The following is a 23,987-nucleotide window of genomic DNA, read 5'->3' as shown; positions in this document are numbered from 1 at the left end:
CCGAGCCGCGCGTGGTGTGGGCGGAACGTCGTCCATTTGCTTCAAATTCGTACGACCTAGACCTTATGCAGCCGACCTAGACCTTAGAACACCACGCAAAGTCTAGGTCGAGTGCACAAGGTCTAGGTCGACCGGTTTAGCGCGGGAGACCGGGAGGGGCGGACCTGCGCAGCGCGGGAGATGGCGGCCCCGCTATGGACAAGGCTCAACGCGTTTGGACAAGTTTCGCCGTAGAAACCCCTCAGGCAGCCGGGTAGACCAGCGCCGTCGCGATCGCGGCGGCGCCCTCCCCGCGCCCGGTGAAGCCCAGGCCGTCGGTGGTGGTGGCGCTGAAGGCTACCGGGGCCCCCACGCACTCCGTCAGGGCCGCCTCGGCCTCCCCGCGCCGCCCCCCGATTCGGGGCCGCTGCCCGATCAGCTGCACGGAGGCATTGCCGACCTCGAAGCCTGCGGCCCGCACGCGCCGGCACGCCTCGGCCAGCAGCACCCGCCCGGGCGCCCCGGCCCACTGCGGCTCTGCGGTGCCGAAGTTGGACCCCAGGTCCCCCAGCCCGGCGGCGCTGAGCAGGGCATCGCACAGGGCGTGCGCCACCACGTCGGCATCCGAGTGCCCCTCCAGGCCGGGCCCGTCGGGCCACTCCAGCAGCGCCACCATGAGCGGGCGCTCGGCGTCTGCGCTGAAGGCGTGGACGTCGGTGCCAATCCCGGTGCGGGGCAGCATCACTTCTCCCCGAAGACGTCGCTGGACACGGACTTGCCGTTGCGCGCGGCCTTCGGGGAGGCCACGGCGTGCACGGGCAGCAGGAGCAGCAGGCCCACGAACAGCACCAGGATCAGGCCCAGCAGACCGTAGTGCTGCACGCGCGCGCCCGGCCCCAGGATGCCCTGGGCGAGCTTGATGGCGCCGTAGAACAGGGCCGGGGAGAGGAAGGAGACGGCGCGCCCGGTGGTGGCGTAGAGCCCAAAGATCTCGCCCTCGCGGCCCTTGGGGATCAGGCGGGCCAGGTAGGTGCGGGAGGCGGACTGGGCGGGGCCGATGAAGATGGACAGGATCAGGCCCAGCACCCAGAACACGGCCTTGCCACCGCCGGCCAGCAGGAACACGCCGATGCCGGAGAGGATCATGGAGACCAGGGAGATGATGATGACGGTCTTGGGGCCCAGCTTGTCGTCCAGGGCGCCGAAGATGATGGTGGCGATGCCGGCCACCACGTTGGCGACGATGCCGAACACGATCACCTCGCCGTCGGCGAAGCCGAAGGTGCCCAGCGCGATGATGCCGGCGAAGGCGAACACGCCGGCCAGGCCGTCGCGGAAGATCGCGGACGCGCCCAGGAACAAAAGGGTGGAGGGGCTCTTCTTGGCCAGCATACGGATGGTGCCCCACACGGCTCGGTAAGCGCTAAACAGGCCCTTGCCCTTGGTCTCTGCGGCGGCGGTACGCACCAGGGCGACGGTGGTGGGCAGGTCGGCCTTGGACAGGTCCGCGCGGGCCAGCAGCTTCTTGGCGGCCCGCCGCTTGCCCACGCCGCTCTGCGTGAACAGCACGGGGATGGCGAACACGAAGAACCACAGGGCGCTGACCAGCATGGTGACGCGCACATGCTGCCCGTTCTCGGGGGTCACCCCGAACCAGCCGACCTCGGGGCTGATGAACCCCACGAAAACCAGCAGCAGCAGCACGATGCCGCCCAGGTAGCCCAGGCCCCAGCCGAGCCCGGAGACGCGCCCGATGGTGCGCTCGTTGCTGATGGCGGCGAGCATGGCGTTGTAGTTGACGGAGGCGAACTCGAAGAAGATGTTGCCCAGGCCCAGCAGGATGATGCCGAGCACCAGCATGACCTGGGTGGGTGAGGCGTCGTCGGGCAGGATGAAGTCAGGCAGTGCGCGCATGGCCTGCATCAGCCAGTCGGGCAGGTAGTCGCCGCGCGGGTTCACGAAGAACATCGCCACGATGATGAGGATCATCATGAAGGTGTTGAAGCCAAGCAGCAGCACGCCCTTGCCGGCCTTGTCCGCCTGCTGGCCGTTGATGGGGGCCAGGATGGCGATGATGAGTCCGGCGATGGCCAGGCCGGCGCTGACCTGGGCGGTGGAGACGTCCACGTTTCCGAAGGCCTCGGAGGTCAAGTAGACGCTGAAGACGAACGTGGTGACGATGGCGGCCATCGCGGAGGAGCCCCAGTCCCACAGTGCCCAGGCGATGACTGGCCAGTTCCAGATCTCGTTGTTCTTCTTTTCGCGCCTGCCGCGCTTGCCCTTTCGTTTCGGGGGCGCTGCGGCGCTTTCGACGGTGGCAGCTGCGCCGCCCTCGGTCGCGGCGGGGAGGGCGTCTCCCGCAGGGGCGGAACTGTTGTGGGTTGTGCTCACGCTAGGCGAGCCTAGGGCTTGCGCTAGCCAATTCCCTAGTTCGGCGCACCAGGTGCGGGTTTTTTGTTAATTTCCTGCCGCGTCTGCCGCGAGTTTTTCGGCTAGGTACAAGTCAAGGGGCGTGGTTATCTTCAGCGCGGCCGACTCCCCCGGCACCACCGCCACTACCTCACCGATCGCTTCGGCTAGGGCGGCGTCGTCGCTGGCGGCGTCCTGCTCGTTTCCGGCGCGCCCGGTGCCGGCGGCGTGGGCGCGGGTGAGGACGTCCCAGGTGAATCCTTGCGGGGTTTGCACGGCGCGCAGTTGGGCGCGCGGCGGGGTGGCGGTCACTTGGACGACGCTGCCCTGCCCGCCTACCTCCTTAATCGTGTCGGTCACTGGCAGGCCGGGCACCACCGCGCCGTGTCCGGCCGCCACGGCCTGGGCCACGCGCGCGATGAGGGCTGGCGGGGTGAGGCAGCGCGCCGCGTCGTGCACCAGCACGATTTGTTGGTGGCCGACGTCGGCCTTCTGCCCCTGTGCTGGCGCGCCACCCGGCGTGGCGGCCGGTGCGGCAGCCGGCTCGGTGCCCGGCTGCGCTGCCCACCTGGCGAGCTCGGCCAGCCCGGCGGCGACCGAGGCCTGGCGGGTGGCTCCGCCGGGCACGACGCGCACGTGCTCGGCCTCGCCGGCGCCGCCCGGGGCTCGGGGGCCTGCAAGGGCTGCGGCGGCCCGGGCCACCTCGGTGAACTGGCCCAGCCACTGGTCGGGAGCGGTGACCACGACGCGCTCCACCACCCCGGAGGCCAGCAGGCCGCTCAGGGCGTGGGCGAGCATGGGCGCGCCTGCGACCTCCACCATGGCCTTGGGCAGGTTGGCGCCCAGGCGGGTGCCCGAGCCTGCGGCGGTGAGCACGGCCCAGGCCTGCGGCTGCACGTCAGTCATTTTTGCTCCTTGGCGGGAACGGAAAGCGCCCACACAGCGGGGCTGTGCAGGCGCTTTCGCGGCGGGTTACTCAGAGGCCGGCAGCTCTAGGACCTCGTCCAGGCGGGCCTCGGCCACCGACTCGTCCACGCCCTCTGCCAGGGCCAGCTCGGAGACCAGGATCTGGCGGGCACGCACCAGCATGCGCTTCTCGCCGGTGGAGGGGCCACGCCCGGCCTTGCGGCGGGACAGGTCGCGCACGACCTCGGCCACCTTGACCACGTCGCCGCTGGCCAGCTTCTCGGTGTTGGCCTTGAAGCGACGCGACCAGTTGGTGGGCTCCTCGGCGTAGTCGGCGCGCAGCACGTCGAACACGGCCTCCAGGCCGTCCTCGTTCACCACCTCGCGCACGCCCACCAGGTCCACGGCGTCAGCCGGCACCTGGATGGTCAGGTCTCCCTGGTTAACGCGCAGCGTCAGGTAGGTGCGCTTCTCTCCCCGGATCACCCGCTCCGTGATTGCCTCAACCGTGGCAGCACCGTGGTGCGGGTAGACGACTGTTTCACCGACACTGAAACTCATAATTGAATACTCCTAGGAATTCGCGCCCCCCAAGAATACCACGAAATTCCAAGGAAAACAGGGCAAAGATGAGTTTTACGGCGTGACGAACTTGTACCCCAGGCCGCGCACCGTGCGCAGCAATTGAGGGTTGGCGGGCTCCTCCTCGATCCTGGAGCGCAGCCGCTTGACGTGCACGTCCAGCGTCTTGGAGTCGCCCACGTGGTAGGGCCCCCACACCCGGTCGATGATCTGCCCGCGCGTGAGCACCCGGTCCGGGTTGCGCAGGAACAGCTCCAGCAGCTCGAACTCCCGCAGCGGCAGGGAGATCACCTGCCCGTCCACGCGCACCTCGTGACGCTCCACGTCCATCTGCACCCGCCCCACCTGCAGCACGGTGGTGGCGGGCGCGGCCGCCTCCCGGCTGCCGCGCCGCAGCACGGCCTTTATGCGCGCCACCAGTTCCCGGTAGCTGAAGGGCTTGGTGACGTAGTCGTCGGCCCCGATCTCCAGGCCCACCACCCGGTCGATCTCGGAGCTCTTGGCGGTGAGCATGATGATGGGCACCTGGGAGGAGCGCCGGATCTCGTGGCAAACCTCGGTGCCGGACTTGCCCGGCAGCATCAGGTCCAGCAGCACCATGTCCGGGTCGTGCTGGGCGAACTGCTCCAGCGCTTCGACACCGCTGGCGGCGCCCACCACCTCGAAGCCGTCGCGCTGCAGGGAGAACATGAGGGGCTCGCGGATCGCGGCCTCGTCCTCCACCACCAGGATCCTGGTCATTTCGCCTCCTGCATGTCTGTGGGCAGTGTGGCCACGGGCAGCACCAGCGTGAACGTGGAGCCCTTGCCCGGCGCGGACCACACCTGGATGCTCCCGCCGTGGTTGGCGGCCACGTGCTTGACGATCGCCAGGCCGAGCCCGGTGCCCCCAGTCTCCCGCGAGCGCGCCCGGTCCACGCGGAAGAAGCGCTCGAAGATGCGCTCCTTGTGCTCGGGGGCGATACCGATGCCCTGATCCACCACCGCCACGCGCACTTCCATTCCGACGACGTTCACCCCCACCGCAACGCGCGTGCGGGCCGGCGAATAACGCACCGCGTTGTCCAGCAGGTTGCGCACGGCGGTGGCCAGCAGCCCGGCATCCCCGTAGACATGCACTCCGGTGTCGCCGCCCACGACGAGCTCCACCTGGGCGGCCTGGGCCACCACCTTGACGCGGTCCACGGCCTCCGCCACCACGGCATCCAGCGAGACGATTTCCGGGTCCACCAGGGCGTCGGGCTCCTGCAGCCGGGAGAGGTCGATGATCTCTTGGACCAGCTTGCCCAAGCGCAGCGCCTCCAGGCTCATCTGCCCGGAGAAGCGGCGCACCACCTCCGGGTCGTCCGCGTTCGCCTCCACCGTCTCCGCCAGCATCGCGATAGCCGCCACCGGGGTCTTCAACTCGTGGGACACGTTAGCCACGAAGTCCCGACGCGTGTGCTCCAGCCGCGTGGCCTCGGTGCGGTCGTCCAACAGCAAAAGCACGCGCCCACGGGTCAGCTGCGCCACGTGCACGTCCACGTAAATGAGCCCGCTGCCCTCCAGGCGCGAGCGCTGCAACGCCAGCTTCTCGCTGGCGGGAAGTCCCGTGCGCCGGGTCTCCTCCACCATCTTGGCCACCTGGGCGTTGGCTAGCCGGTCGGCAGAAATAATGCCCATCGCGTAAGCGCCCGCAGAGGCGCGCTGAACGTCGTCGTCCTCATCCAATAGCACCACGGAGGAACGCAGGGCGGAAAGCACAGAAAGGGCGTCCAGCTCAGCGTCGTCCCCCGTTGCGGGGGCGGGCCGCAACTGGCGGTCAGAAAGCTGGAAGGAAAAGACGGCCGCCGCCCCAACAAAGATGCCGAGCAGGCCGGCCAACACGAGCAAAGACTGGGGCATGGGTCGAAGCGTATCGGGCGCACCGGCCAGGACACCCGGCGAGGGCGCAAACTTTGCCGTTTGTTAACCGAGCCTGCGCCGGGCGTTCACTTGCGGCTGGTGAAGTAGTGTCGGCCCTGGTAGGTCAAACACTTGGCGTGCCACACAACTGGGTCCAACACCGGACCTCCCGGTCCAGAGCTTTGGAGGAATAAGACGTGCGCGAGATTTTCCACATGGAACTCAAGCAGGTGGGGTCTGACCTGCGACTGATGGCCGGTTACGTGGCCGCCGCGATGGAAAAGGCCACCGAGGCCCTGGCCACCGGGGACCTGATGCTCGCCGAGCAGGTGATCGACTCAGACGAGCGCATTAACGACCTGCACCGGTCCCTGGACGAGTTCTGCATCTCCCTGCTGGCCCGCCAGGCGCCCGTGGCCGCAGACCTGCGCCTGGTGGTCGCCGCCATGCGCATGTCCCAGACCCTGGAGCGCATGGGAGACCTGGCCCGCCACGTCGCCTCGATCGCGCGCGGCCGCTACCCGCAGGCCGCAGTGGACGCCGACGTCCTTGACCTGCTGGTGAAGATGGGCCGTCAGGCGAGCGCCGTGGCCCGCCGCGTGATTGAACTGGTGGACACCAAGGACCTGTCCATCGCCGCTGAGATCGCCCGCGAGGACGACGTGCTGGACCAGCTGCACCGCCAGACCTTCCAGTACGCGCTCAACGACGACCACCAGATGACCCGCCAGCAGGTGGTGGACACCGTGCTGCTGGGCCGCTTCCTGGAGCGTTTCGGGGACCACGCCGTCTCGCTGGCCCACCGCGTCTCCTACCTGGTCACGGGCCAGCTCACGGCCCAGGTCGAGACCGAGGTGGTGGCCAGCGCAGACTAGCGCCGGGAGGTGTCCCAGATACAGGGGCGGGGCGGGGTGGAACCGATCGGTTCCACCCCGCCCCGTTTTTCGGGCAGCCTGGGATCAGGCCTTGCCCTGGTTGGCCACAGCCTGGATGGCGGCCGCAGCGGCCTCCGGATCCAGGTAGGTGCCGCCGGCCTTGACCGGCTTGAGGTCCTCGTCCAGCTCGTAGACCAGCGGAATGCCCGTGGGGATGTTCAGGCCCGCGATCTCGTCGTCGGAGATGCCGTCCAGGTGCTTAACGATGGCGCGCAGGGAGTTGCCGTGCGCGGCCACCATGACGGTCTTGCCGGCCTTGAGGTCCGGAACGATCTCGTTCTCCCAGTAGGGGAGCATGCGCTCGAGCACGTCCTTCAGGCACTCGGTGGCCGGGATCGGCTCGCCCGCGTAACGCGGGTCGGTGTCCTGAGAGAACTCGCTGCCCAGCTCGATGGCCGGCGGCGGAACGTCGTAGGAACGACGCCACTCCATGAACAGCTCGTCGCCGTACTCGTCGCGGATCTGGGTCTTGTTCTTGCCCTGCAGGGCACCGTAGTGGCGCTCGTTGAGACGCCAGTTGCGCTTGACCGGGATCCAGTGGCGGTCAGCGGAGTCCAGCGCCAGGTTCGCGGTCATGATCGCGCGGCGCAGCAGGGAGGTGTGCACAACGTCGGGGGCGATGCCTTCAGACTTCAGCAGCTCGCCGCCGCGGCGGGCCTCCTGCTGGCCCAGGTCAGACAGCGGAACGTCAACCCAACCGGTGAACAGGTTCTTGGCGTTCCAGTCACTCTGACCGTGACGGAGAAGTACTAGCTTGTAGGTCATATTCCTTCGCTTCCTCGGGTACCGGGATGGAAGGCGCTCAGGCGCCAACCTCAGCGTAGTACTGCTCGCGGACGTCGGCGGGAATTCGGCCGCGGTCCGGCACCTCGATGCCGCGAGAGCGGGCCCAGGCACGGATGGCGGCAGCGTCAGAGGTGCGGCCGGTGGCGGCACCGGCGCGGCGGCGGCGACGACCGCCGGCGCGGCGAGCATTGTCGACGAACTTGGCAAGAGCCTCACGCAGCTCGTTAGCGTGCTCCTCATTCAGGTGGATCTCGTATGCGACACCCTCGAATGCGAACGAGATCTCCTCAGTAGCGGTCGAGCCATCAATGTCGTCGAGCATGAAGCGCTCGGTCTTGGTCTTCCAGGCCATGGAGTCTCCTCAGTATGTGGGACGTGGTTGATTAATTTGAGCAGATCAAAGATCTCGTAACAAACAATAACCTAAAACTGTGCCATTGTTGCAACTCAACAAATGAATTCCGCGTGTCGACGCAGAATGAATAGTGGCAGCCGCAACAGTTCACCCGGGGTGACTGGCCCACCCAGGGCAAGCCACAGGCGCAGAATGGCCAGATCTAGCGCCCCATCGTTACGCGAGGGTGAACACATTGTTAGAGGCGTCTAACCTTGGAAGCCGCGCCTTTTGCCCACGCTACTAAAAGTTCAACTTTGGAACGCGTCGGCACTCAGGCACCTTCACCGGTCATTTCACTCGCTTATCAGCGGGGCTCCAGCAGACATTCAGGACTTGTCTAGATCAGCGCCCCTATTTGGCGAATCCACAATTGCTGGCGGGCCTCCATGTGTACACCGGAGGGCCGAGAGGAGGCGAGTGGCAATGTCTTCACGACGTTTCGCACATGCACTTAGCGACACGCCTTGGCTCAGTTCCTAGCGCGATTGAAGGCCCGGGCAGCCCGTGCACGCCACCGCAGACGGGCGGGGCGGCACCGAACATTTCCCGAGCCGGGCGCGCGTCACAGAGCCGGGCTCGCGAGTTCGGACGGGGCGTCGAAATCGGCTCCGCATCGCCGGCGCGGGCTCCCTGCGCGGGCGAATGTCAGGCCCGCGAGCGGGCCGGGCCAAGAGGCGAAGCTGGCGGCGAAGCTGGCGGCGAGGCCTGGGCCTGGGCCTGGGCCTGGGCATGGGCATGGGCATGGGCCAGCATCCCACCTCCAGGTTTCTGACAGCCGCGCCAGAAAGAGCTATGCCTCCCACGTTCTACGTGGGAGGCATCGGAGCCGCCTAAGGGAATCGAACCCTTGACCTATTCATTACGAGTGAATCGCTCTGCCGACTGAGCTAAGGCGGCGGCGCTGCAAGCAGCACCGTACATGCTAGCGAAGATGGGCCACCGGGCACAAACCGCACTGGCCGTGACCCCCACCACCTGGCGCCGGGCGCAAGGTCCGGCGCCCGACCCCAGACGACCACAGCCCGGGCACCAGAGCCGAGGCACCACACTGGACGCCCCGCACCCAACCACTCAAGCCCAGGCTCCGATTCCGCCCGCTCTCAGGAACACGCCGACGATGCCGTCACGGACTAGGCACCCTATCCACGCCCCTGCCGCGCGATGGGCACGTGCGCAAGCGATTGAGGGCTTACTGCACCTCTCGTAGGGTTTCCCCACCGGTCGTGGGCTTAGTGAACCTCTCGAGGGCCTACCCGAGCCGGTAACCCCTCAACCGGTGCACCAAACCCGCAAAAGGTCGACAAACCCCACAACCGGTTGCGCAACGCCGCCCGCCCCGGGGTCGGTCGGACCGGGGGACGAGACGAGGCGCCAGGGACCGTGAAACCTTCCGGCATGGCGGGGTCGGTCGGGCCAGGAAGGGGGACGAGAGCGACAGGGGGGATGGCCGGAGGAACGTCGTCCATACCGGTTCCCCATGGCCACGCGATGGAGAAACAGCCGCCATACATGGTGAGCGCTGGAGTAGGTCGGCACTGGGGTGGGAGAAGACCGCCCGAACGGGCACGGTGTCGGGGCGGCAAGTGGAACGTCAGGCGCCGAGCGGGCGAGGTGTAGGGGCGGCGGGTGGAGCGTCGGACAACTGGGCGCGTGCGCTGGAGGGCTAGTCAATCTCGCGTTGCGGGCCGGCTGGTTTGCAGGCCGACGGGCTTGCGGGCCGAGCGCCGGGAGCCAAACGCCAAACGCCAAACGTCAAGAGCCGAACGGGCGGGGCGGGAACTCCCCCGCCCCGCCCGCTCAGCGGCGCCGTGTAGCAGTTTCCTACTTGCAGACCTTCCCGTCCTCGGGCACCTTGCCCTCGATGAGGAACGCGTCCACGGTGTCGGCCACGCAGGGCTTGTCCTCGCCGTAGGCGCCGTGCCCAAAGCCGTCGTAGGTGAGCAGCACGCCGGATTCCAGCTGGTCGGCCAGGGACACGGACCACTCGTACGGGGTGGCCGGGTCGCCCTTGCCACCGATCACCAGGATCGGCTTGGCCCCGGCGGCACGCACCTTGCCGAGCTTGCCGGTGGCCTCGAGCGGCCAGGCGGAGCGATCGGCGTCGGAGTAGAGGAAGTACTCGCCGACGGTCGGGGCAGCAGCCAGGATCTCGTCAGCCTGCTTTTCCCACACGGCGGTGTCGCTGGTCCCCACCGGGTAGTCCATGGCGGAGATGACGGGGAAGGCGTCGTCAGAGTTGGTCGGGTAGGAGCCGTCGGAGTCGCGCTCGTTGAGCAGGTCCAGTAGCACCAGCAGGCTGGAGCCGTCGTTCTTCTCTATCGCTGCCCGCATGCCTTCGGTGAGCATCGGCCAGATGTCGGTCATGTACATGGAGCCGAGCACCACGGATACCAGCATGCCGCCGGTGAGCGGGCGCTCCTTGTCTGCGGTGGGCAGCGGGTTGGTGACCGTCTTGTCGAAGAAGGCCTTGAGTTGACGGGCGCCCTCATCGACGCTGCCCTTGAACGGGCAGTCACTGTCCTCCTGGCACACGCGAATGTATTCGCGCACTGACATTTCGAAGCCCTTGGCCTGCCCCACCGCCAGTTCGGCGGAGGACAAGGCCGGGTCCACTGCGGCGTCCAGCACCAGGCGCCCGGCGTTGGCGGGGAACATCTCCGCGTAGCGGGCCCCCAGGTGGGTGCCGTAGGAGTAGCCCAGGTAGTAGAGCTCGGCGTCGTTGAGCGCGTCGCGCAGAATGTCGACGTCGCTCGCGGTGGACACCGTGTTGATGTTCTTGAGCAGCTCGACGTCGGTGTTCTCCATGCAGAGGTCCGCGAATTCCTTGCCGGAGGCCGCGATCTCGTCCCAGGCTTCCTTGCCGCGCACGAACGGGGCGGTGGCCGCGTTGTCCTCGTCGATCTGCTCGAAGGTGCGGCACTTGATCGGGGCGGAGCGGTGGACGCCGCGCGGGTCGAATCCCACGATGTCGTATGCGTCTGCCAGGTCGGTGGTGAAGGAGTAGTCCAGTGCGCCTTCAATGTTGTGGGTGCCGGAGCCGCCCGGCCCACCGAAGTTCACCAGCAAAGAACCAATCGGGTCCTCGGCCTTGTGTCGCTTGAGGGCGATCTCGATGGTCTCCCCGTCCGGCTTGCTGTAGTCCAGCGGGACCTCGACGGTACCGCACGCCCAGTTGCCGCCCGCGCCGTCCTCGCACTCTTCCCACTGGATTTCCTGGCCGTAGAACTGCTCCAGGCCCGTGGGGGCTGCCGGCATGTCGGCCGGGCGCGGGTTGGCGGCGAAGCGCAGCTCTTCGCCCGGTTCGGTGGTCTGGTCCGCGTCCGGGCTCTTGCTGGCGTCTCCGGAGGGGGCGGTCTTGCCTGGCTGCTCCCCGGCGGAGGCGGCGTCGAACGTGGCCAGCTTGTACCCGGCCACGCCCACGGAGGTGGCGCCCAATAGGGCACTTACCACGGCCAGCGTCAGTAGGACATTTGGTTTCTTTGCATTCACGCCCTACAGATTACGGCCCGCGTGTAGGGCAGGCATGACCCTTGAGGATGAATGTGGACGACGTCTCTCCCGCCCTTCTTCCCACTCTAGGCCAGTTGCGCTAGCGGCCGCAGATTCACGGCCATCGCCTCCACCGCGAGCTGTGGCGCAACGTTGGCGGCGATGCGCTGGCGCGCCTGGTTGACCGCGTCGATGCGGAAGAGTGTGCGGCGCGGGTCGCTCTCTTGGGCCAGCTGCCGGACGAGGTCGGCCAGGTCGGCGTTGACCAGTTCCACGCCGGCCCCTACCTGGGCGCAGTAGACGTCGCGGTAGAGGCTGAGCAGGTCCACCAGCACCCGGTCCAGGGTGTCGCGCTGCATTCGGGTCTGGCGGCGTTTCTGGTCCTCCTCCAGTTGACGCACCTGGGCGCGCACGGCCGGGGTGAGGCGTCCACCCTCCTCCGCGCCCAGGGTGCGCAGCAGCTCGGCCTTCTCCGCCTGGTTGCGCTCCTCAGCGCGTTCCTTAGCCTGGTTCGTGGCGAGTTCCACCAGTTCGTTGGCCGCCACCACGCAGTCGGCCACGTTCCGCACCGTCGCCGGCCCGGTCACTAGGCGACGCCGCTGTTCACGTGCCTCCGGGTCGCGCGCCAGGTGGCGGGCCATACCGACATGGCACTGCGCGGCTCTAGCCGCCACGGCGGCCACCTCGGGGTCCACGCCGTCCCTTTGCACCAGTAGGGCGGCAACGTCGTCCACCGGGGGCACCCGCAGGGACAGGCCGCGGCAGCGAGAGCGGATGGTGGTAATCACGTCCAGCGGGGAGGGGGCGCACAGTATCCACACGGTACGGGCGGGGGGCTCCTCGATCGCCTTGAGCAGCACGTTGGAGGTGGACTCCATCATGCGGTCGGCGTCCTCAACGATGATGACCCGCCACTTGCCCGCCGCCGGGGAGCGCTGCGCCAGCGCCACCAGGGAACGCACCTCCGCAATCGAGATCGTCACCTTCTCGGTCGCCACCACCGTCACGTCCGGGTGCTTGCCTTGCATGGAGGTGGTGCAGGCGTGGCAGCTGCCGCAGCCTGCGGGCTGCTGGTCGCACTGTAGGGCCGCCGCGAACGCGCGCGCCGCCACCGAACGCCCCGAGCCGGGCGGGCCCGTGATGAGCCAAGCGTGGGTCATGGAGCGCTGGTCGGCCACGGCACGCGAAAGCACCTCAATTGCCGGCTGCTGCCCAACCAGGGAATCCCACACGCTCATGGAATCACCCTATCCCGAGGCGCCAACATCTAGTCCCTCCGTCTGCGGGCGGTGGGGGCTCGACGGGTTGGGGTAGCGGTGGATGCGCTGCCAGTGCCTCCGTCCGCGGGCGGTGGGGGCCGACGGGAATCCGGCTCCACGGCGCAGATACCGCCCTCTGCCCTGGCGCCAGGCGCCAGACGGCAGGGCCAGGCAGCAGGAGCGGGGTAAGGGTGAGCCGGCACCAGGCCGCCCGCACAGTGCAGCGGGCGGCAGAGACTTTGCCGGGACCGAGACTCCCCCGCCCCAACCGGGGATATCCACAAAGAGAGAAGGGGTCCGGCGAAATTTGCTCAAACATGCTATAGGCACGCACAATCACTCGCGTTGTGTTGGCGTCCCTAATTAGCGCAAGGAATGCAGCAAGATGTCGAAGTTGAAGATGGCCGGGTACGCGATCCTCGGCCTGCTCACACTCGGGGCGTTCGCGGATAGTTTTGGCCTCGGACTGGCCTTTAGTGGGCTCGTTATTGGCATCACCAGCATCTGGCACGCGGTGGCCAAGAAGTCCTTCCTGACTCCCGTGGTGGGCGGGCTAAAGCGGCCGGCTCTATCTGCGGGCCTGGTGGGCCTCGCCATGATCATCGCAGGCGGCTTTCTCGCTCCTCCCACTGCCACGCAGGCCGCTTCTGGTAAGGCGACAACAGCCGCGCCCCCGTCCCCTTCACCTACGCAGACCCCGAGCGCCACGCTTAGCCCCAAGCCCTCACCCACCCCCACCCCTACGCCCACTCCCACTAAGCGGACGGCACTGCTCGATTCGTCCGGAAAGCCAGAAACCGCCTTGAACGTGCTCACCAAGCTGCGGATAAAGGGGCGGGCACAGGCAAACGATTACGACCGTAATCTCTTTGGGCAACGCTGGCTGGACACGGACCGAAATGGCTGCGACACGCGAAATGACATTCTGCGCCGCGACCTCTCTGACCTTGTGGTCAAGCCCGGCACCAATGACTGTGTGGCGGAGAGCGGCACGCTATTCGACCCCTTCACCGGGCAGAAGATCGCCTTTGTGCGCGGGGAAGACACCTCCGAGGCCGTGCAGATCGACCACGTGGTCGCGCTTTCCGACGCTTGGCAAAAGGGTGCGCGCCAATGGGATGACGCCCTGCGGGCCGAGTTCGCTAACGATCCGCTTAACCTCCTCGCGGTCGACGGGCCGTCCAACCAGCAAAAGGGGGACGGTGACGCCGCCACCTGGCTGCCACCGAACAAGCCCTTCCGCTGCCAGTACGTGGCGCGTCAGGTGGCGGTCAAGTACAAGTACGACCTCTGGATGACCGCTGCCGAGCACGATGCGATCGCCGCGATCCTGCAGGACTGCCTGGAGCAGCGCATCCCGCTCGAAGCCGACCGCGCCTGGGACCCCAGCGTCATGTCCACCCCGACTCCTACGCCGGAGGAGGTGGCGGTGCCCAACGACGGTGGCGGCGCAGCACCCGAAGAGCAGGGCGGCAATCCAGATTGGGGCAGCCACGAGCAGCCTGCGGAGCCCGAGCCGGTTTACGAGGAGGCCGCTCCGGAGCCGGCACCGGTGCAGGAGGACGTCTACTTCCGAAACTGCAGCGAAGCCAAGGCCGCCGGAGCCGCTCCGTTGTACCGCGGCGAACCCGGCTACCGCCCGAAGCTGGACCGCGACGGAGACGGCGTGGCCTGCGAGCGCTGACAGCGCGGGATGACGGCGCCCCATAAGGGCGCGCCATGACTCGAACCGAACGGTGGGGCGGACTGGATTACCAGTCCGCCCCACCTGCTTCATCTTGACGTACCCGGTTTCATCCTGACGCAGCGACCTGCACGCCCCGACCAGCGACCCGCCGGCCGCCTACGCGAGCAGCTGCTGCACCCGCGCCCAGATCTGCTGCTCCAGCTCCACCACGCCGGCGCGGGCATCCAGCACCAGGTAGCGCTGCGGGGCCTGCGCCGCCAGGGCCAGGTAGCCCGCGCGCACCCGCTCGTGAAACTGAGCCGTTTCACGCTCCAGGCGGTCCTCGGCGCCCCGCCCTTCGTTGCGTCGCCGCGCCGCGGCCTCCTCCACCGGCAGGTCCAGCAGCACGGTCAGGTGCGGGGCCAGGCCGGCGGTGGCCCAGTGGGACAGCGCCGCCACCTCGTCACCGCCCAGCTGGCGCGCCGCCCCCTGGTAGGCGATGGAGGAGTCCCAGTAACGGTCCGTGATCACAGCGGCGCCGCGCTCCAGGGCGGGTCGAATCAGCTCGTCGACGTGCTGGGCCCGCGAGGCGGCGTAGAGCAGCGCCTCCGCGCGCGCTCCCATGTCGTCACCGTGCAGCAGCAGGTTGCGGATGGACTCCCCCAGCGGGGTGCCGCCCGGTTCGCGGGAGGTGATCACCTCCCGCCCGGCCTCCTCTAGGCGCTGCGCCAGCGCGCGCACCTGCGTGGTCTTGCCGCTGCCGTCACCTCCCTCGAAGGCCACGAACAAGCCGCTGGCGGGCACGACGGGAACGGGGGCAAACGGCGTGTGCATGAGCCAACCCTAGCGCCCACCGGCCTGCGGCCCGACTAACCGCCCGCGCCGGTGCGTCCGAGCAGACCTCATCACCCACGCCGAACAACTCAGCCCGCGCCGGCCTGACTAACCGCCAGTGCCGGCGTCCTACTCGGCCGCGTCGGCCGCCTTCTTGGTCGCGGTCTTCCTAGCCGGCGCCTTGGCCGCCGTGCTCTTGGTAGCTGCGCTCTTGGCCGACGCCGCCTTCGCAGCGGGCTTCTTCGCCGCCATCTTGGTCGTCGTCTTCTTTGCAGTCGTCTTCTTGGCGGGGGATTTCTTGGCCGGGCCCTTCTCCCGCTTGATCTGCAGCAGTTCGAAGGCACGCTCCTGCGTCAGCTCCGCTGGGTCCTCCCCGCGCGGCACGGTGACGTTGGTGGTGCCGTCGGTGATGTAGGGCCCAAAGCGGCCCTCCTTGACGGTGACCTTCTTGCCGCTGACCGGGTCCTCGCCGAACTCGCGTAGCGGCGGCTTGGCGGCCCCGCGCACCCCGCGCGTCTTGGGCTGGGCGTAGATGGCACTGGCCTGCTCCAGGGTGATGGTGAACATCTCCTCTTCGGTGGCCAGCGAGCGCGAGTCCGTGCCCTTCTTCAGGTAGGGCCCAAAGCGACCGTTCTGCGCGGTGATCTCCACGCCGTCGGTGTCCACGCCCACCACGCGCGGCAGCGACAGCAGCTTGAGCGCGTCGTCCAGCGTGACGGTGGCCAGGTCCATGCTCTTGAGCAGGGAGGCGGTGCGCGGCTTGGCGGCCGCCTTCTTGCGGGCGCCCGTCTTGGTGGCGCCGGTGGCCGACGCTGCCTCCTTAGCCGCCCCCTCCGCTTGGCCTTCCTCCGGTAGGACCTCGGTGACGTAGGGGCCGTAGCGGCCGTCCTTGGCGATGATGACGTGGCCGGTGACGGGGTCGATGCCGAGCTCGCGGCCGTCGTCGCTGGCCCGCTCGAAGAGCTCGGCCACCTTCTGGGCGGTGAGCTCGTCGGGGGCGACGTCGCTGGGCAGCGGGGCGCGGCGGCCCTCGGCGTCCTCCAGGTAGGGGCCGTAGCGGCCCACGCGCACGTTCACGCCGCCGCCCACCTCAATGGAGTTCACGGCGCGCGCGTCGATGTCCCCCAGGGACTCCACGGCGGTGCGCAGCCCAACGGCCCGCAGCCCCTCGCCCTCGCCGGAGCCAAAGAAGAAGCGGCGCAGCCAGGCCACGCGCTCGGCGTCACCGGCGGCGATCCGGTCCAGGTCGCTCTCCATGGAGGCGGTGAAGTCGTAGTCCACCAGCTCCGCCAGGTTGTCCTCCAGCAGGCGCACCACGGAGAAAGCCAGCCACGTGGGCACCAGCGCCTGCCCGCGCCGCTCCACGTAGCCACGGTCGGTAATCACGGAGATGGTGGCGGCGTAGGTGGAGGGGCGGCCGATCCCGTTGGCCTCCATGGCCTTGACCAGGCTGGCCTCGGTGTAGCGCGGCGGCGCGGAGGTCTGGTGTCCCTTCTGGTGCGCACCGGCAACGTCCAGCTCCTGGCCGGCGGCGAGCTCCGGCAGGCGCTCCTCGTCGGCCTCCTTGTAGCGCTCGGCGTCCCGGCCCTCCTCGTAGGCGGCCAGGAAGCCGCGCTGGGTGATGACCGTGCCGGCGGCGCTCAGCTTCAACTGGCGCCCCGCCCCGGCCGCGTCGGTGCCGGGCGCGGTCAGCTCCACGGTGGAGGTGAAGCCCTTGGCGTCCACCATCTGGGAGGCAATGGTGCGCTTCCAGATCAGCTCGTAGAGCGCGAACTCGCTGGCATTCAGCTGCCCCCGCACCTCGGTGGGGGTGCGGAAGTTGTTGCCCGCCGGGCGGATAGCCTCGTGCGCCTCCTGCGCGCCCTTCGCCTTGGTGGCGTACACGCGCGGCGAGGCCGGAATGCTCTGCTCGCCGTACAGCTCCACGGCCTGGGCGCGCGCCGCCCGCAGCGCCTCCCCGGACAGGGCCGTGGAGTCGGTACGCATGTAGGTGATGTAACCGTTCTCGTACAGGGACTGGGCCGTGCGCATCGCGTCGCGCGAGCTCATGCGCAGCTTGCGGGAGGCCTCCTGCTGCAGCGTGGAGGTAGTAAAGGGGGCGGCCGGACGGCGCGTGTAGGGCTTGGAGGCAACGTCGGCCACCAGCGCGCTCGCCCCACCAAGGGAGGCGGCCAGGGCGGCAGCGTCGGCCTCCCCGAGCGCAAACACGCCGGCCTTCTGGGCGGCGCTCTTCAACTGGCCGTCGTCCCCGAAATCGCGGCCGGTGGCAACGTTCACGCCGTCCACGCTCACCAGGCGGGCGGCAAAGACCTCCCCGGCGGCGGTGGCCAGGTCTGCGGTGACGGAGTGATAGCCGGCCGGGACGAACGCCATGCGCTCGCGCTCGCGCTCCACCACCAGGCGGGTGGCCACGGACTGCACGCGCCCGGCGCTCAGGCCGGTGCGCACCTTGCGCCACAGCAGCGGGGAGACCTCGAAGCCGACCAGGCGGTCCAGGATTCGGCGCGTCTCCTGCGCGTCCACCAGGTGCAGGTTCACCTCGCGCGTGTTGTCCAGCGCGTTGGTGATGGCCTCCTTGGTGATCTCGTGGAACACCATGCGCCGCACCGGCACCTTGGGCTTGAGCACCTCCAGTAGGTGCCAGGCGATCGCCTCTCCCTCGCGGTCCTCATCAGTGGCCAGGTAGAGCGCCTCGGCGTCCTTCAGGTAGCGCTTGAGCTCCGCCACCTTCTTCTTCTTGTCCGCGTCCACCACGTAGTAGGGCTCGAAGTCGTTGTCCACGTCCACGGCGAACTTGGCGTAGCCGGACTTCTTCAGGGTCTCGGGCAGGTCGCGGGGCTGGGGCAGGTCACGGATGTGACCGATCGAGGCCTCCACCACGTAGTCATCACCCAGGAACGCGCCGATGCGCTTGGCCTTGGCGGGCGACTCCACGATGACGAGCTTCATACCTACACCTGTTTCCTGATTTGGAGGGCTTCTTTTCTGAGGGTACACGGCGCGCCCGGCTGGCTTGCCACCGCAGCGCGCTTGTGGAGCGGCCTTCGGGGTGGACGACGTTGCCGCTAGGCCAGCAGCACCAGCAGCCCGTCCCGCCCACGGCAGACCTCGGCGCGCTACAAGCGCTCGTCCGGGTTCGGGTCTGCGCGCGGGTCAGCCAGCAGGGCTGTCCTGGCCGGGGAGTCGACAGCAACGATTAGAACCCGGGAACTTATCGCGTAATGGATGGACACCCCACTAACCAGATTCCACTCAACTCTTTCCATACCCGAACTTGTTACTTCACGAACAGGGTTCCCATACAGTTGCGTCAATGCATCGACCAGCGCGTTGCTTAGCTCCAGCACTGTCTTACCGCGACTTTGCGCATCCTCCGGGGAAACACGAGTGGTCAGCTGAAACAATACCTTCCAAACACCACCATCGTGGACCAAAAAGTACGCATCATGTTTTGATCTATCGCCGAGCCCGACGTAAAAGAACGTACGCTTTTCCAGATCCTCTACCCAACCCAAATCCGCGCAGATGGCCCGCCCCTGTTCTGGTGTGAGCGGCCAGGGCGCGTCCGCCCACGCCCTAACGGTAGCCACGCACCGCTCTAAGGACATTGCCTCAAACTCGCCCATTGGCGCTCACCTCCACACAACAGCAACTAACGCACTCGCCACGCCGGCATGGATCAAATGTAGACGCGGCGCAGCAACTCGTCGGGTGGGAGCTGGTCGCGCTCGATGTAGTCTCTAAACACCTTCGCGGCCTGCTCACCCGTGAAGACCTCCTCCGGGTGCAGACGCACCACGAACGGCTCTTCACCCCCGTTATCCCACGAGATCGTGGTCCACGCCTCCGGATCCCGTACAGGCTCCCGCGCCACCACGTAATGCTCGAATGACTTATTCGGGTGCGTCACCCGCACCTCAACCGTCATCGCCGCGGTAGAACCCCCGCACTGCATGTAATTACCCCGATGATACGAGTTCTTACGCACATCATCCGGCTCCACACCATCCGGCCCAGCCCACGCAATCAAGGAGAACACGTACTTGCCATCCAGAAGCCTAGGGGAGGTAAGTGAGCGCTCAAAATCGTCAGCAAAGGTCTTTGGCGTGTCCTGAGGACTGTACGTACTGCTAGCCCCGTTCTCACCAATATAAATTGTCTCAAATCGTTTCACTGTCCCACCCAATCTCGACTACCCGACTAAGACATAGCAGCGACTAGCACGCATGACTACCAGCGCGCTACAAGCGCTCGTCCGGGTTCGGGTCAGTGCGGGGATCAGCCAACAGGGCTGTCCAGGCCGGGGAGTCGAGAGTAACGATCAGAACTCGGGGACTTATCGCGTAATGGATAGACACCCCACTAACCAGCTTCCACTCAACTCTTTCCATGCCCGAACTTGTTACTTCACGGAGAGGGTTCCCGTACAGTTGCGTCAATGCATTGGCCAGCGCGTTGCTTAGCTCCAGCACTGTCTTGCCGTTGCTTTTCTCTTCATCTGGGTCAACGCGAGTGGTCAGCTGGAACAAAAGCGACCAAATATCACCATCGCGGACGGAAAAGTACGCATCACGTTTTGATCTATCGCCGAGCCCGACGTAAAAGAACGTAGGCTTTTCCAGATCCTCTACCCAACCCAATTTCGAACAAATGGCCCGCCCCTGTTCTGGTGTGAGCGGCCAGGGAGCTTCTGCCCACGCCCTAACTGTAGCTACACACTGCTCTAAGGACATTGCCTCAAACTCACCCATGCCACTTTTCCTTTCAAGTCAGGTTAATCTCATGGTCAGCGCAACTCGACAGTTCACTCTATTTTAACAAGTCGCCCACCTGCTTGGCCATCGCACCAAGCACGTCATCCGTCATCCCAAACTTCATAACCGTGGATTTAGAACTTGAATCAAGCCCAGTAGTAATAACATGCAACTCGAATCTCATGTCACCGCTGAGCACCTTGCCCCAAACGTCCGGGTTATCGGCGAAGAATGCCGCAACTCGGTCATCCTTTAGCAGTCTATCGCGCGTATATGCCGGCGTCCCCTGCGGGGCAAGGCCCTCGAAGTCAGTACGGCGCGGAGTGCTGTCCAGCCTTCCGCTCACCCCCTTGAACTCGCCAACAATCAACGTCTCACCGTCAGCAGACACCGCCAGTGCATCGATCCTATTAGCCCCCGGGGAAGACATGCTTTTGAATCTATCAACCACAACAGCACCCCCGTCCTCTAGAGTGCCAATCCCACCAACTTCACCGATCCGCTCACTGAATCGGGTGACCTCATTTCGCGAAATCGAGATCGTATTAGCACCATGCTTTATCTCAGCATGCGTATCGATATCTACTGTATTAGTGAGTTCGTCAAGCGTACTCTGTAGATTTTTGCGATTAAAGTCTTGAAGTGTTTTCCCCTCCGGCATGATCTCTTCAAGCCGCTTCGTGGCGTCAATCCGGGTCTGACGAGCCAGTTCTCGCTTTTCTGCTAGCTCGGCTACCTCTTCTTTCCAGTGCCGTTTGACTGCACCCGCAGTATCGTCCCCGACAGCCTTCGCGACGTCATCCGCTACGCCGTCTGCAGCGTTGGCCACGGCCTTTACGCCATCATCGACGACGTTAGCGACGTCGTCGACTACCTTGACCGTCCCACTGCGCAGCGCCCCGGCAGCGTTCTTCAGCGACTGTATTGGGCGTGCAATCAGGTTCTTCCCCGAGGTGAACATCCCCTTCAGGCCACCGATGATTGCCTTGGGCAGTCCGCTTGCGAAGGTGACGAACGCGCCCTTTAGCCCACCAGCAGCTTTGAGTGCCCCACCAAAACCCTTCAGGGCCTTCAGTGATGCGGCAGCCCCGCGCAGGCCGCCCAGGCCGATGCAGCCCAGGGCAGCAAAACCCACGGACCATAGGGCCTCGCGCCAAGTCTTCTCCCCACCCAAGGCCAGGCCGATGTTGGCTAGTGCAGCCACGACCCCAGCGATCCCAGCGATAACCGCTAGTGCTTGGCCTAGTACAGGAACCCAGCACAAGACCAGAGCCAAGATGCCCGCGATATTGGCCACCCATTCAGCGATGGCGGCGATCCAGCCCAGGACCTTAGCGCCATAGTCCTCCCACCAGCCATCATTAAGCCCATCGGTGGCGGTAACACCCTGGATCGCATCAATAGCGGTCTGCGCAGCCCGATCCCGGTCCGCCACAGCGGCCTGGACCACCCGGACCTGATTATCAATCCGCTCCTGAGCGGCCGCCGCATCCTGTCCAGCACTATTAGCTAACCGCGTGTAACGCACCTGCTGGTCATGCCCATAGCCGCTGTCATCGTCGGCGCCCGCGTAGTCGTCGGCCAGGTCCTGGTAGTAGCGCTGGTTATTGCGGGCCTCATCGCGCTCCCACTTGGCCTGCCTGGCCGCATACAAAGCATTCAGCGTGTCGGTCTGCACCCGATCCAACGCCGCCGAATACGTCTCCAACGCCTCCCCGGCCGCGCGATAACGCCCCTCGGCCTTACCGATCCCATCGAGCAGGGTGTCGCGCTGCTCCAGCAGCGCCGTGACACTCTCGGCCCGCGAACTCGCCCCAGCCTCCAGCCCCCGCAGGTTGTCAGCGCAACGCTTGATCGCATCAGCCACACCCCGATACCGGGTAGCGCCATCACGCACCACCACCGGGTCCCCCGGGGTGGGGTCACTGCCCAACCCCAGCGCGCTCCAATCAGAGGGACGATAACTCACCACAAACCCCCAACGGATTAAGCCACTGCCTGCTGCGCACTGGCTAGTTTATGGTCCCCCTCCCCATTTCGCGGGGACTCCAACACAAGACAGTGAATTACCGGCTCTTCTCGAACGAGTGTGTACTGGTGGCCACTTCGAGGTGGTGTGCTGGTGCCCAAGTGGGCCGACGCCACCAGACGGGAACTCTTCCACGCTGTTTGGGCACGCGCGGCGCTACAGGCACGGGAGTCTTGGGAGCTCATCTGACGTAGAGAATGGAAAGGCCTCGTCGTCTAGGTCGCGTGCCCCTAGGACTTACTGACGGCTAAGACGCGTGTCAGAACGTGTCAGCGGGAGAATCAATTCAGCACAGCCTTCCTGGGAGAGTGCGTCGCCTCGCCCGATGCTCAGGCCGGCAGCAACAGCAGCCCGTCTTCTGTCAGCGTGCGCAGCAGCCCCAGCACCTCGCCCGCCACGTCGGCGGCGGGGACCTCCAAGAGCTGGGCCACGGCGGCGATGATCGCGCCGACCGGGAGCTCGCCGTCGCAGGCCCCCACCACGGCGCTCTGGGCGGTGGTCAGCACCACCTTGCGGGCCAGCCCACCGCCCTGGCTCAGGCGCACCAGCTGCGGGTCGGCCGCGCCGGGGGTGTAGTAGCGCTCCTCCACCACGTCCGGAGATAGGCGCAGGGGCAGGGCGGCAAGAGAGGCGTCGTCCAACTGGGCCAGTACGGCGCGGGCGCGCAAGGTGAGCAGGACGTGTGCTGCGGGGTCGGGGGCGCCCAGCCCGGGGGCATCCTCGATCCGCCGCCACGTCCTGTCGGTGGCGCGGGCGGGCCGGTGCAAAATCACCTGGCCAAAGCCGATCGCGTCCACGCCGCGCCGGTCGAAGTCGGCCAGCCAGCGCTCGTAGCTGGCCTCGTAGGCGGCGCGGTCGGTGCGCGGGTCCAGGCCGCCGTCGCGCAGCCACATCTCCACGTACTGGGCCGGGTCCAGCACCTCGCGCTGGATGACCCACGCGCTGATGCCTTTAGGCAGCCAGCTCTCCACGCGCTCGCTCCACTCCTGCCCCGCGTGGTGCTCCCAGTTCGCCAGCAGCTGCGCCACCCCGCCCGGGGCCAGGTGGGCCGGCAGGCACGCCAGGAGACGCGAGACCAGCACGTCCCCACCCAGGCCGCCGTCACGGTACTCCATCAACGGCAGATCCAGGTTCTGGGGCGTGATTACGAAGGGCGGGTTGGACACGATCAGGTCAAACTCCCGCCCGGCCAGCGGCTCCAGCAGGGACCCCAGGGCCGTCTGGATTGGCGCGGGGCGGGAGGTGGCGGCGGCGCGGGGAGCGGCGGGATCACGGGGGTTGGCGGCAGCGTCGTCCACGTGGCCCTGCACCGCGCAGACCGCTTCATCCAGCGCGACGTTAAAGCGGGCAAAGCGCAGTGCACGCTCGGAGATGTCGGTGGCCAGCACGCCGTCCGCCCGGTGCGCCGCAGCAAGCGCCTGGATGCCGGATCCGGTTCCCACGTCCGCCACCGCGCCGTGCCGCCCTCCCGCCACGGCCTCGCGGATGGTCCACGCCGCCAGTGTGGACGACGCTCCGCCCACGCCCAGCACGTGATCTGCCCCCAAGGCGCGCCCGCTGGCCAGCTCGGTGAGGTCTGAGGCCACCCAGTAGTCGCGGGTGTGCAGGTGGTGCGGGGCGACGCAGCAGGTGGCCCGGTATGCGGCCGGCCGCGCCGATTCCGCCGATTGAGACGCCAGCAGACCGAGTTCGAGCGCGCCGGCCAGCGTGGTGCGCGGCAAAGCTAGGGCCACTTCCTGCGCGCTGAGCTGGTCTCCCAACACGAAGAGGCGGGTCAGTAGGGCCAGGGCGTGGGCGGGCGAGCCGGCCTCCACCGCCCGGGCCGCCATGAGGAGCGCAGTGCGCTGCTCGCGCGCCAAGGCCGCCATTTCCCGCGCCCCCAGGTACCGCTCGCAGCCGCTCACCGTCCAGCCTGCGGCAACGAAGTCGGCCGCCAGGTGCCCCACCCACGGGGAGAGCGGCGCCGGCGGTGGCACGCTCGCGCTCCGGGCGACCGGGCTGGGGGACGGGGCGGGCGGAACGTCGGCGGAGGCAGGCTTTGCGTGCATGGCGACAGAATAATTTGCCTCCCTCGCATGG

General features: G+C 67.1%; 19 protein-coding genes and 1 tRNA gene. 2 read left to right on the top strand and 18 right to left on the bottom strand.

Going from position 1 to position 23,987, the window contains the following annotated elements; all coding sequences use genetic code 11:
• Positions 1-241: 241 nt before the first annotated feature.
• The 6 genes from ispF to ABYF38_RS05485 form a co-directional block, all read right to left on the bottom strand.
• Positions 242-721: a 2-C-methyl-D-erythritol 2,4-cyclodiphosphate synthase gene (ispF, locus tag ABYF38_RS05510; protein WP_371151396.1), complete on the bottom strand. Its 480-nt coding sequence runs from the start codon at positions 719-721 to the stop codon at positions 242-244.
• The gene (locus tag ABYF38_RS05505) at positions 721-2,370 is read right to left on the bottom strand and encodes an MFS transporter (RefSeq protein ID WP_371151395.1); all 1,650 of its coding nucleotides are present in this window, start codon (positions 2,368-2,370) and stop codon (positions 721-723) included. Before ABYF38_RS05505 ends, ispF begins: the two co-directional genes overlap by 1 nt.
• A gap of 66 nt (positions 2,371-2,436) precedes the next feature.
• A complete protein-coding gene (locus ABYF38_RS05500; protein WP_371151393.1) occupies positions 2,437-3,294 on the bottom strand; it encodes an IspD/TarI family cytidylyltransferase in 858 nt (285 codons plus the stop codon).
• A gap of 66 nt (positions 3,295-3,360) precedes the next feature.
• The gene (locus ABYF38_RS05495; protein WP_371151391.1) at positions 3,361-3,855 is read right to left on the bottom strand and encodes a CarD family transcriptional regulator; all 495 of its coding nucleotides are present in this window, start codon (positions 3,853-3,855) and stop codon (positions 3,361-3,363) included.
• A 75-nt stretch (positions 3,856-3,930) separates the two neighbouring features.
• On the bottom strand, positions 3,931-4,617 hold the full coding sequence (locus ABYF38_RS05490; protein WP_371151389.1) for a response regulator: 687 nt from the start codon (positions 4,615-4,617) through the stop codon (positions 3,931-3,933).
• A complete protein-coding gene (locus ABYF38_RS05485; protein WP_371151387.1) occupies positions 4,614-5,759 on the bottom strand; it encodes a sensor histidine kinase in 1,146 nt (381 codons plus the stop codon). The genes ABYF38_RS05490 and ABYF38_RS05485 overlap by 4 nt, the downstream gene beginning before the upstream one ends.
• Before the next feature lie 197 nt (positions 5,760-5,956).
• Here ABYF38_RS05485 and phoU point away from each other — a divergent pair, with 197 nt between their 5' ends.
• The gene (phoU, locus tag ABYF38_RS05480) at positions 5,957-6,634 is read left to right on the top strand and encodes a phosphate signaling complex protein PhoU (RefSeq protein ID WP_371151385.1); all 678 of its coding nucleotides are present in this window, start codon (positions 5,957-5,959) and stop codon (positions 6,632-6,634) included.
• Positions 6,635-6,718: 84 nt separating this feature from the next.
• Here the strand turns inward: phoU and ABYF38_RS05475 are convergent, their stop codons facing one another.
• The 5 genes from ABYF38_RS05475 to ABYF38_RS05455 all read right to left on the bottom strand — a co-directional run bounded on the left by ABYF38_RS05475 (position 6,719) and on the right by ABYF38_RS05455 (position 12,604).
• The gene (locus tag ABYF38_RS05475) at positions 6,719-7,459 is read right to left on the bottom strand and encodes a phosphoglyceromutase (protein ID WP_371151383.1); all 741 of its coding nucleotides are present in this window, start codon (positions 7,457-7,459) and stop codon (positions 6,719-6,721) included.
• Between the two features lie 37 nt (positions 7,460-7,496).
• The gene (locus tag ABYF38_RS05470; RefSeq protein WP_371151382.1) at positions 7,497-7,832 is read right to left on the bottom strand and encodes a histone-like nucleoid-structuring protein Lsr2; all 336 of its coding nucleotides are present in this window, start codon (positions 7,830-7,832) and stop codon (positions 7,497-7,499) included.
• An 869-nt stretch (positions 7,833-8,701) separates the two neighbouring features.
• A tRNA-Thr gene (locus tag ABYF38_RS05465) sits at positions 8,702-8,774 on the bottom strand.
• 924 nt (positions 8,775-9,698) lie between these two features.
• Positions 9,699-11,366, bottom strand: coding sequence for an alpha/beta hydrolase (locus ABYF38_RS05460; protein ID WP_371151381.1), 1,668 nt, complete (start codon positions 11,364-11,366; stop codon positions 9,699-9,701).
• An 86-nt stretch (positions 11,367-11,452) separates the two neighbouring features.
• Positions 11,453-12,604: a DNA polymerase III subunit delta' gene (locus tag ABYF38_RS05455; protein WP_371151380.1), complete on the bottom strand. Its 1,152-nt coding sequence runs from the start codon at positions 12,602-12,604 to the stop codon at positions 11,453-11,455.
• Positions 12,605-13,010: 406 nt separating this feature from the next.
• Between ABYF38_RS05455 and ABYF38_RS05450 the strand changes: the two genes are divergently transcribed.
• Positions 13,011-14,309 (top strand): GmrSD restriction endonuclease domain-containing protein, encoded by a 1,299-nt coding sequence (locus tag ABYF38_RS05450; protein WP_371151378.1) that lies wholly within the window; start codon positions 13,011-13,013, stop codon positions 14,307-14,309.
• Positions 14,310-14,468: 159 nt separating this feature from the next.
• Here ABYF38_RS05450 and tmk read toward each other — a convergent pair whose 3' ends face one another.
• The 7 genes from tmk to ABYF38_RS05415 all read right to left on the bottom strand — a co-directional run bounded on the left by tmk (position 14,469) and on the right by ABYF38_RS05415 (position 23,956).
• Positions 14,469-15,125, bottom strand: coding sequence for a dTMP kinase (gene tmk / locus ABYF38_RS05445; RefSeq protein ID WP_371151376.1), 657 nt, complete (start codon positions 15,123-15,125; stop codon positions 14,469-14,471).
• A gap of 129 nt (positions 15,126-15,254) precedes the next feature.
• The gene (topA, locus tag ABYF38_RS05440; protein ID WP_371151374.1) at positions 15,255-18,074 is read right to left on the bottom strand and encodes a type I DNA topoisomerase; all 2,820 of its coding nucleotides are present in this window, start codon (positions 18,072-18,074) and stop codon (positions 15,255-15,257) included.
• Between the two features lie 167 nt (positions 18,075-18,241).
• The gene (locus ABYF38_RS05435) at positions 18,242-18,751 is read right to left on the bottom strand and encodes a DUF6301 family protein (RefSeq protein ID WP_371151372.1); all 510 of its coding nucleotides are present in this window, start codon (positions 18,749-18,751) and stop codon (positions 18,242-18,244) included.
• Positions 18,752-18,804: 53 nt separating this feature from the next.
• Positions 18,805-19,164 (bottom strand): NTP pyrophosphohydrolase, encoded by a 360-nt coding sequence (locus ABYF38_RS05430; protein ID WP_371151370.1) that lies wholly within the window; start codon positions 19,162-19,164, stop codon positions 18,805-18,807.
• Between the two features lie 202 nt (positions 19,165-19,366).
• On the bottom strand, positions 19,367-19,876 hold the full coding sequence (locus ABYF38_RS05425; RefSeq protein ID WP_371151368.1) for a DUF6301 family protein: 510 nt from the start codon (positions 19,874-19,876) through the stop codon (positions 19,367-19,369).
• Between the two features lie 58 nt (positions 19,877-19,934).
• Positions 19,935-21,746 carry a hypothetical protein gene (locus tag ABYF38_RS05420; RefSeq protein ID WP_371151366.1) on the bottom strand — a complete coding sequence of 604 codons (1,812 nt, stop codon included), beginning with the start codon at positions 21,744-21,746 and terminating at the stop codon, positions 19,935-19,937.
• Positions 21,747-22,237: 491 nt separating this feature from the next.
• On the bottom strand, positions 22,238-23,956 hold the full coding sequence (locus ABYF38_RS05415; protein ID WP_371151364.1) for a DUF7059 domain-containing protein: 1,719 nt from the start codon (positions 23,954-23,956) through the stop codon (positions 22,238-22,240).
• Between the last annotated feature and the right edge of the window lie 31 nt (positions 23,957-23,987).

The organism is Buchananella sp. 14KM1171 (assembly GCF_041380365.1).
Taxonomy (GTDB): Bacteria; Actinomycetota; Actinomycetes; order Actinomycetales; family Actinomycetaceae; genus Buchananella; species Buchananella felis.
Note: the sequence above shows the minus strand (reverse complement) of the source record. Positions and strands in the feature narration are given on the sequence as shown.

Bases quoted from the DNA above. Each gene is read 5' to 3' on its own strand.
- ispF (WP_371151396.1), bottom strand. From the start codon at position 721: ATGCTGCCCCGCACCGGGATTGGCACCGACGTCCACGCCTTCAGCGCA.
- ABYF38_RS05500 (WP_371151393.1), bottom strand. From the start codon at position 3,294: ATGACTGACGTGCAGCCGCAGGCCTGGGCCGTGCTCACCGCCGCAGGC.
- ABYF38_RS05495 (WP_371151391.1), bottom strand. From the start codon at position 3,855: ATGAGTTTCAGTGTCGGTGAAACAGTCGTCTACCCGCACCACGGTGCT.
- ABYF38_RS05490 (WP_371151389.1), bottom strand. From the start codon at position 4,617: ATGACCAGGATCCTGGTGGTGGAGGACGAGGCCGCGATCCGCGAGCCC.
- ABYF38_RS05485 (WP_371151387.1), bottom strand. From the start codon at position 5,759: ATGCCCCAGTCTTTGCTCGTGTTGGCCGGCCTGCTCGGCATCTTTGTT.
- ABYF38_RS05475 (WP_371151383.1), bottom strand. From the start codon at position 7,459: ATGACCTACAAGCTAGTACTTCTCCGTCACGGTCAGAGTGACTGGAAC.
- ABYF38_RS05470 (WP_371151382.1), bottom strand. From the start codon at position 7,832: ATGGCCTGGAAGACCAAGACCGAGCGCTTCATGCTCGACGACATTGAT.
- ABYF38_RS05455 (WP_371151380.1), bottom strand. From the start codon at position 12,604: ATGAGCGTGTGGGATTCCCTGGTTGGGCAGCAGCCGGCAATTGAGGTG.
- ABYF38_RS05450 (WP_371151378.1), top strand. From the start codon at position 13,011: ATGTCGAAGTTGAAGATGGCCGGGTACGCGATCCTCGGCCTGCTCACA.
- tmk (WP_371151376.1), bottom strand. From the start codon at position 15,125: ATGCACACGCCGTTTGCCCCCGTTCCCGTCGTGCCCGCCAGCGGCTTG.
- topA (WP_371151374.1), bottom strand. From the start codon at position 18,074: ATGAAGCTCGTCATCGTGGAGTCGCCCGCCAAGGCCAAGCGCATCGGC.
- ABYF38_RS05435 (WP_371151372.1), bottom strand. From the start codon at position 18,751: ATGGGCGAGTTTGAGGCAATGTCCTTAGAGCGGTGCGTGGCTACCGTT.
- ABYF38_RS05425 (WP_371151368.1), bottom strand. From the start codon at position 19,876: ATGGGTGAGTTTGAGGCAATGTCCTTAGAGCAGTGTGTAGCTACAGTT.
- ABYF38_RS05415 (WP_371151364.1), bottom strand. From the start codon at position 23,956: ATGCACGCAAAGCCTGCCTCCGCCGACGTTCCGCCCGCCCCGTCCCCC.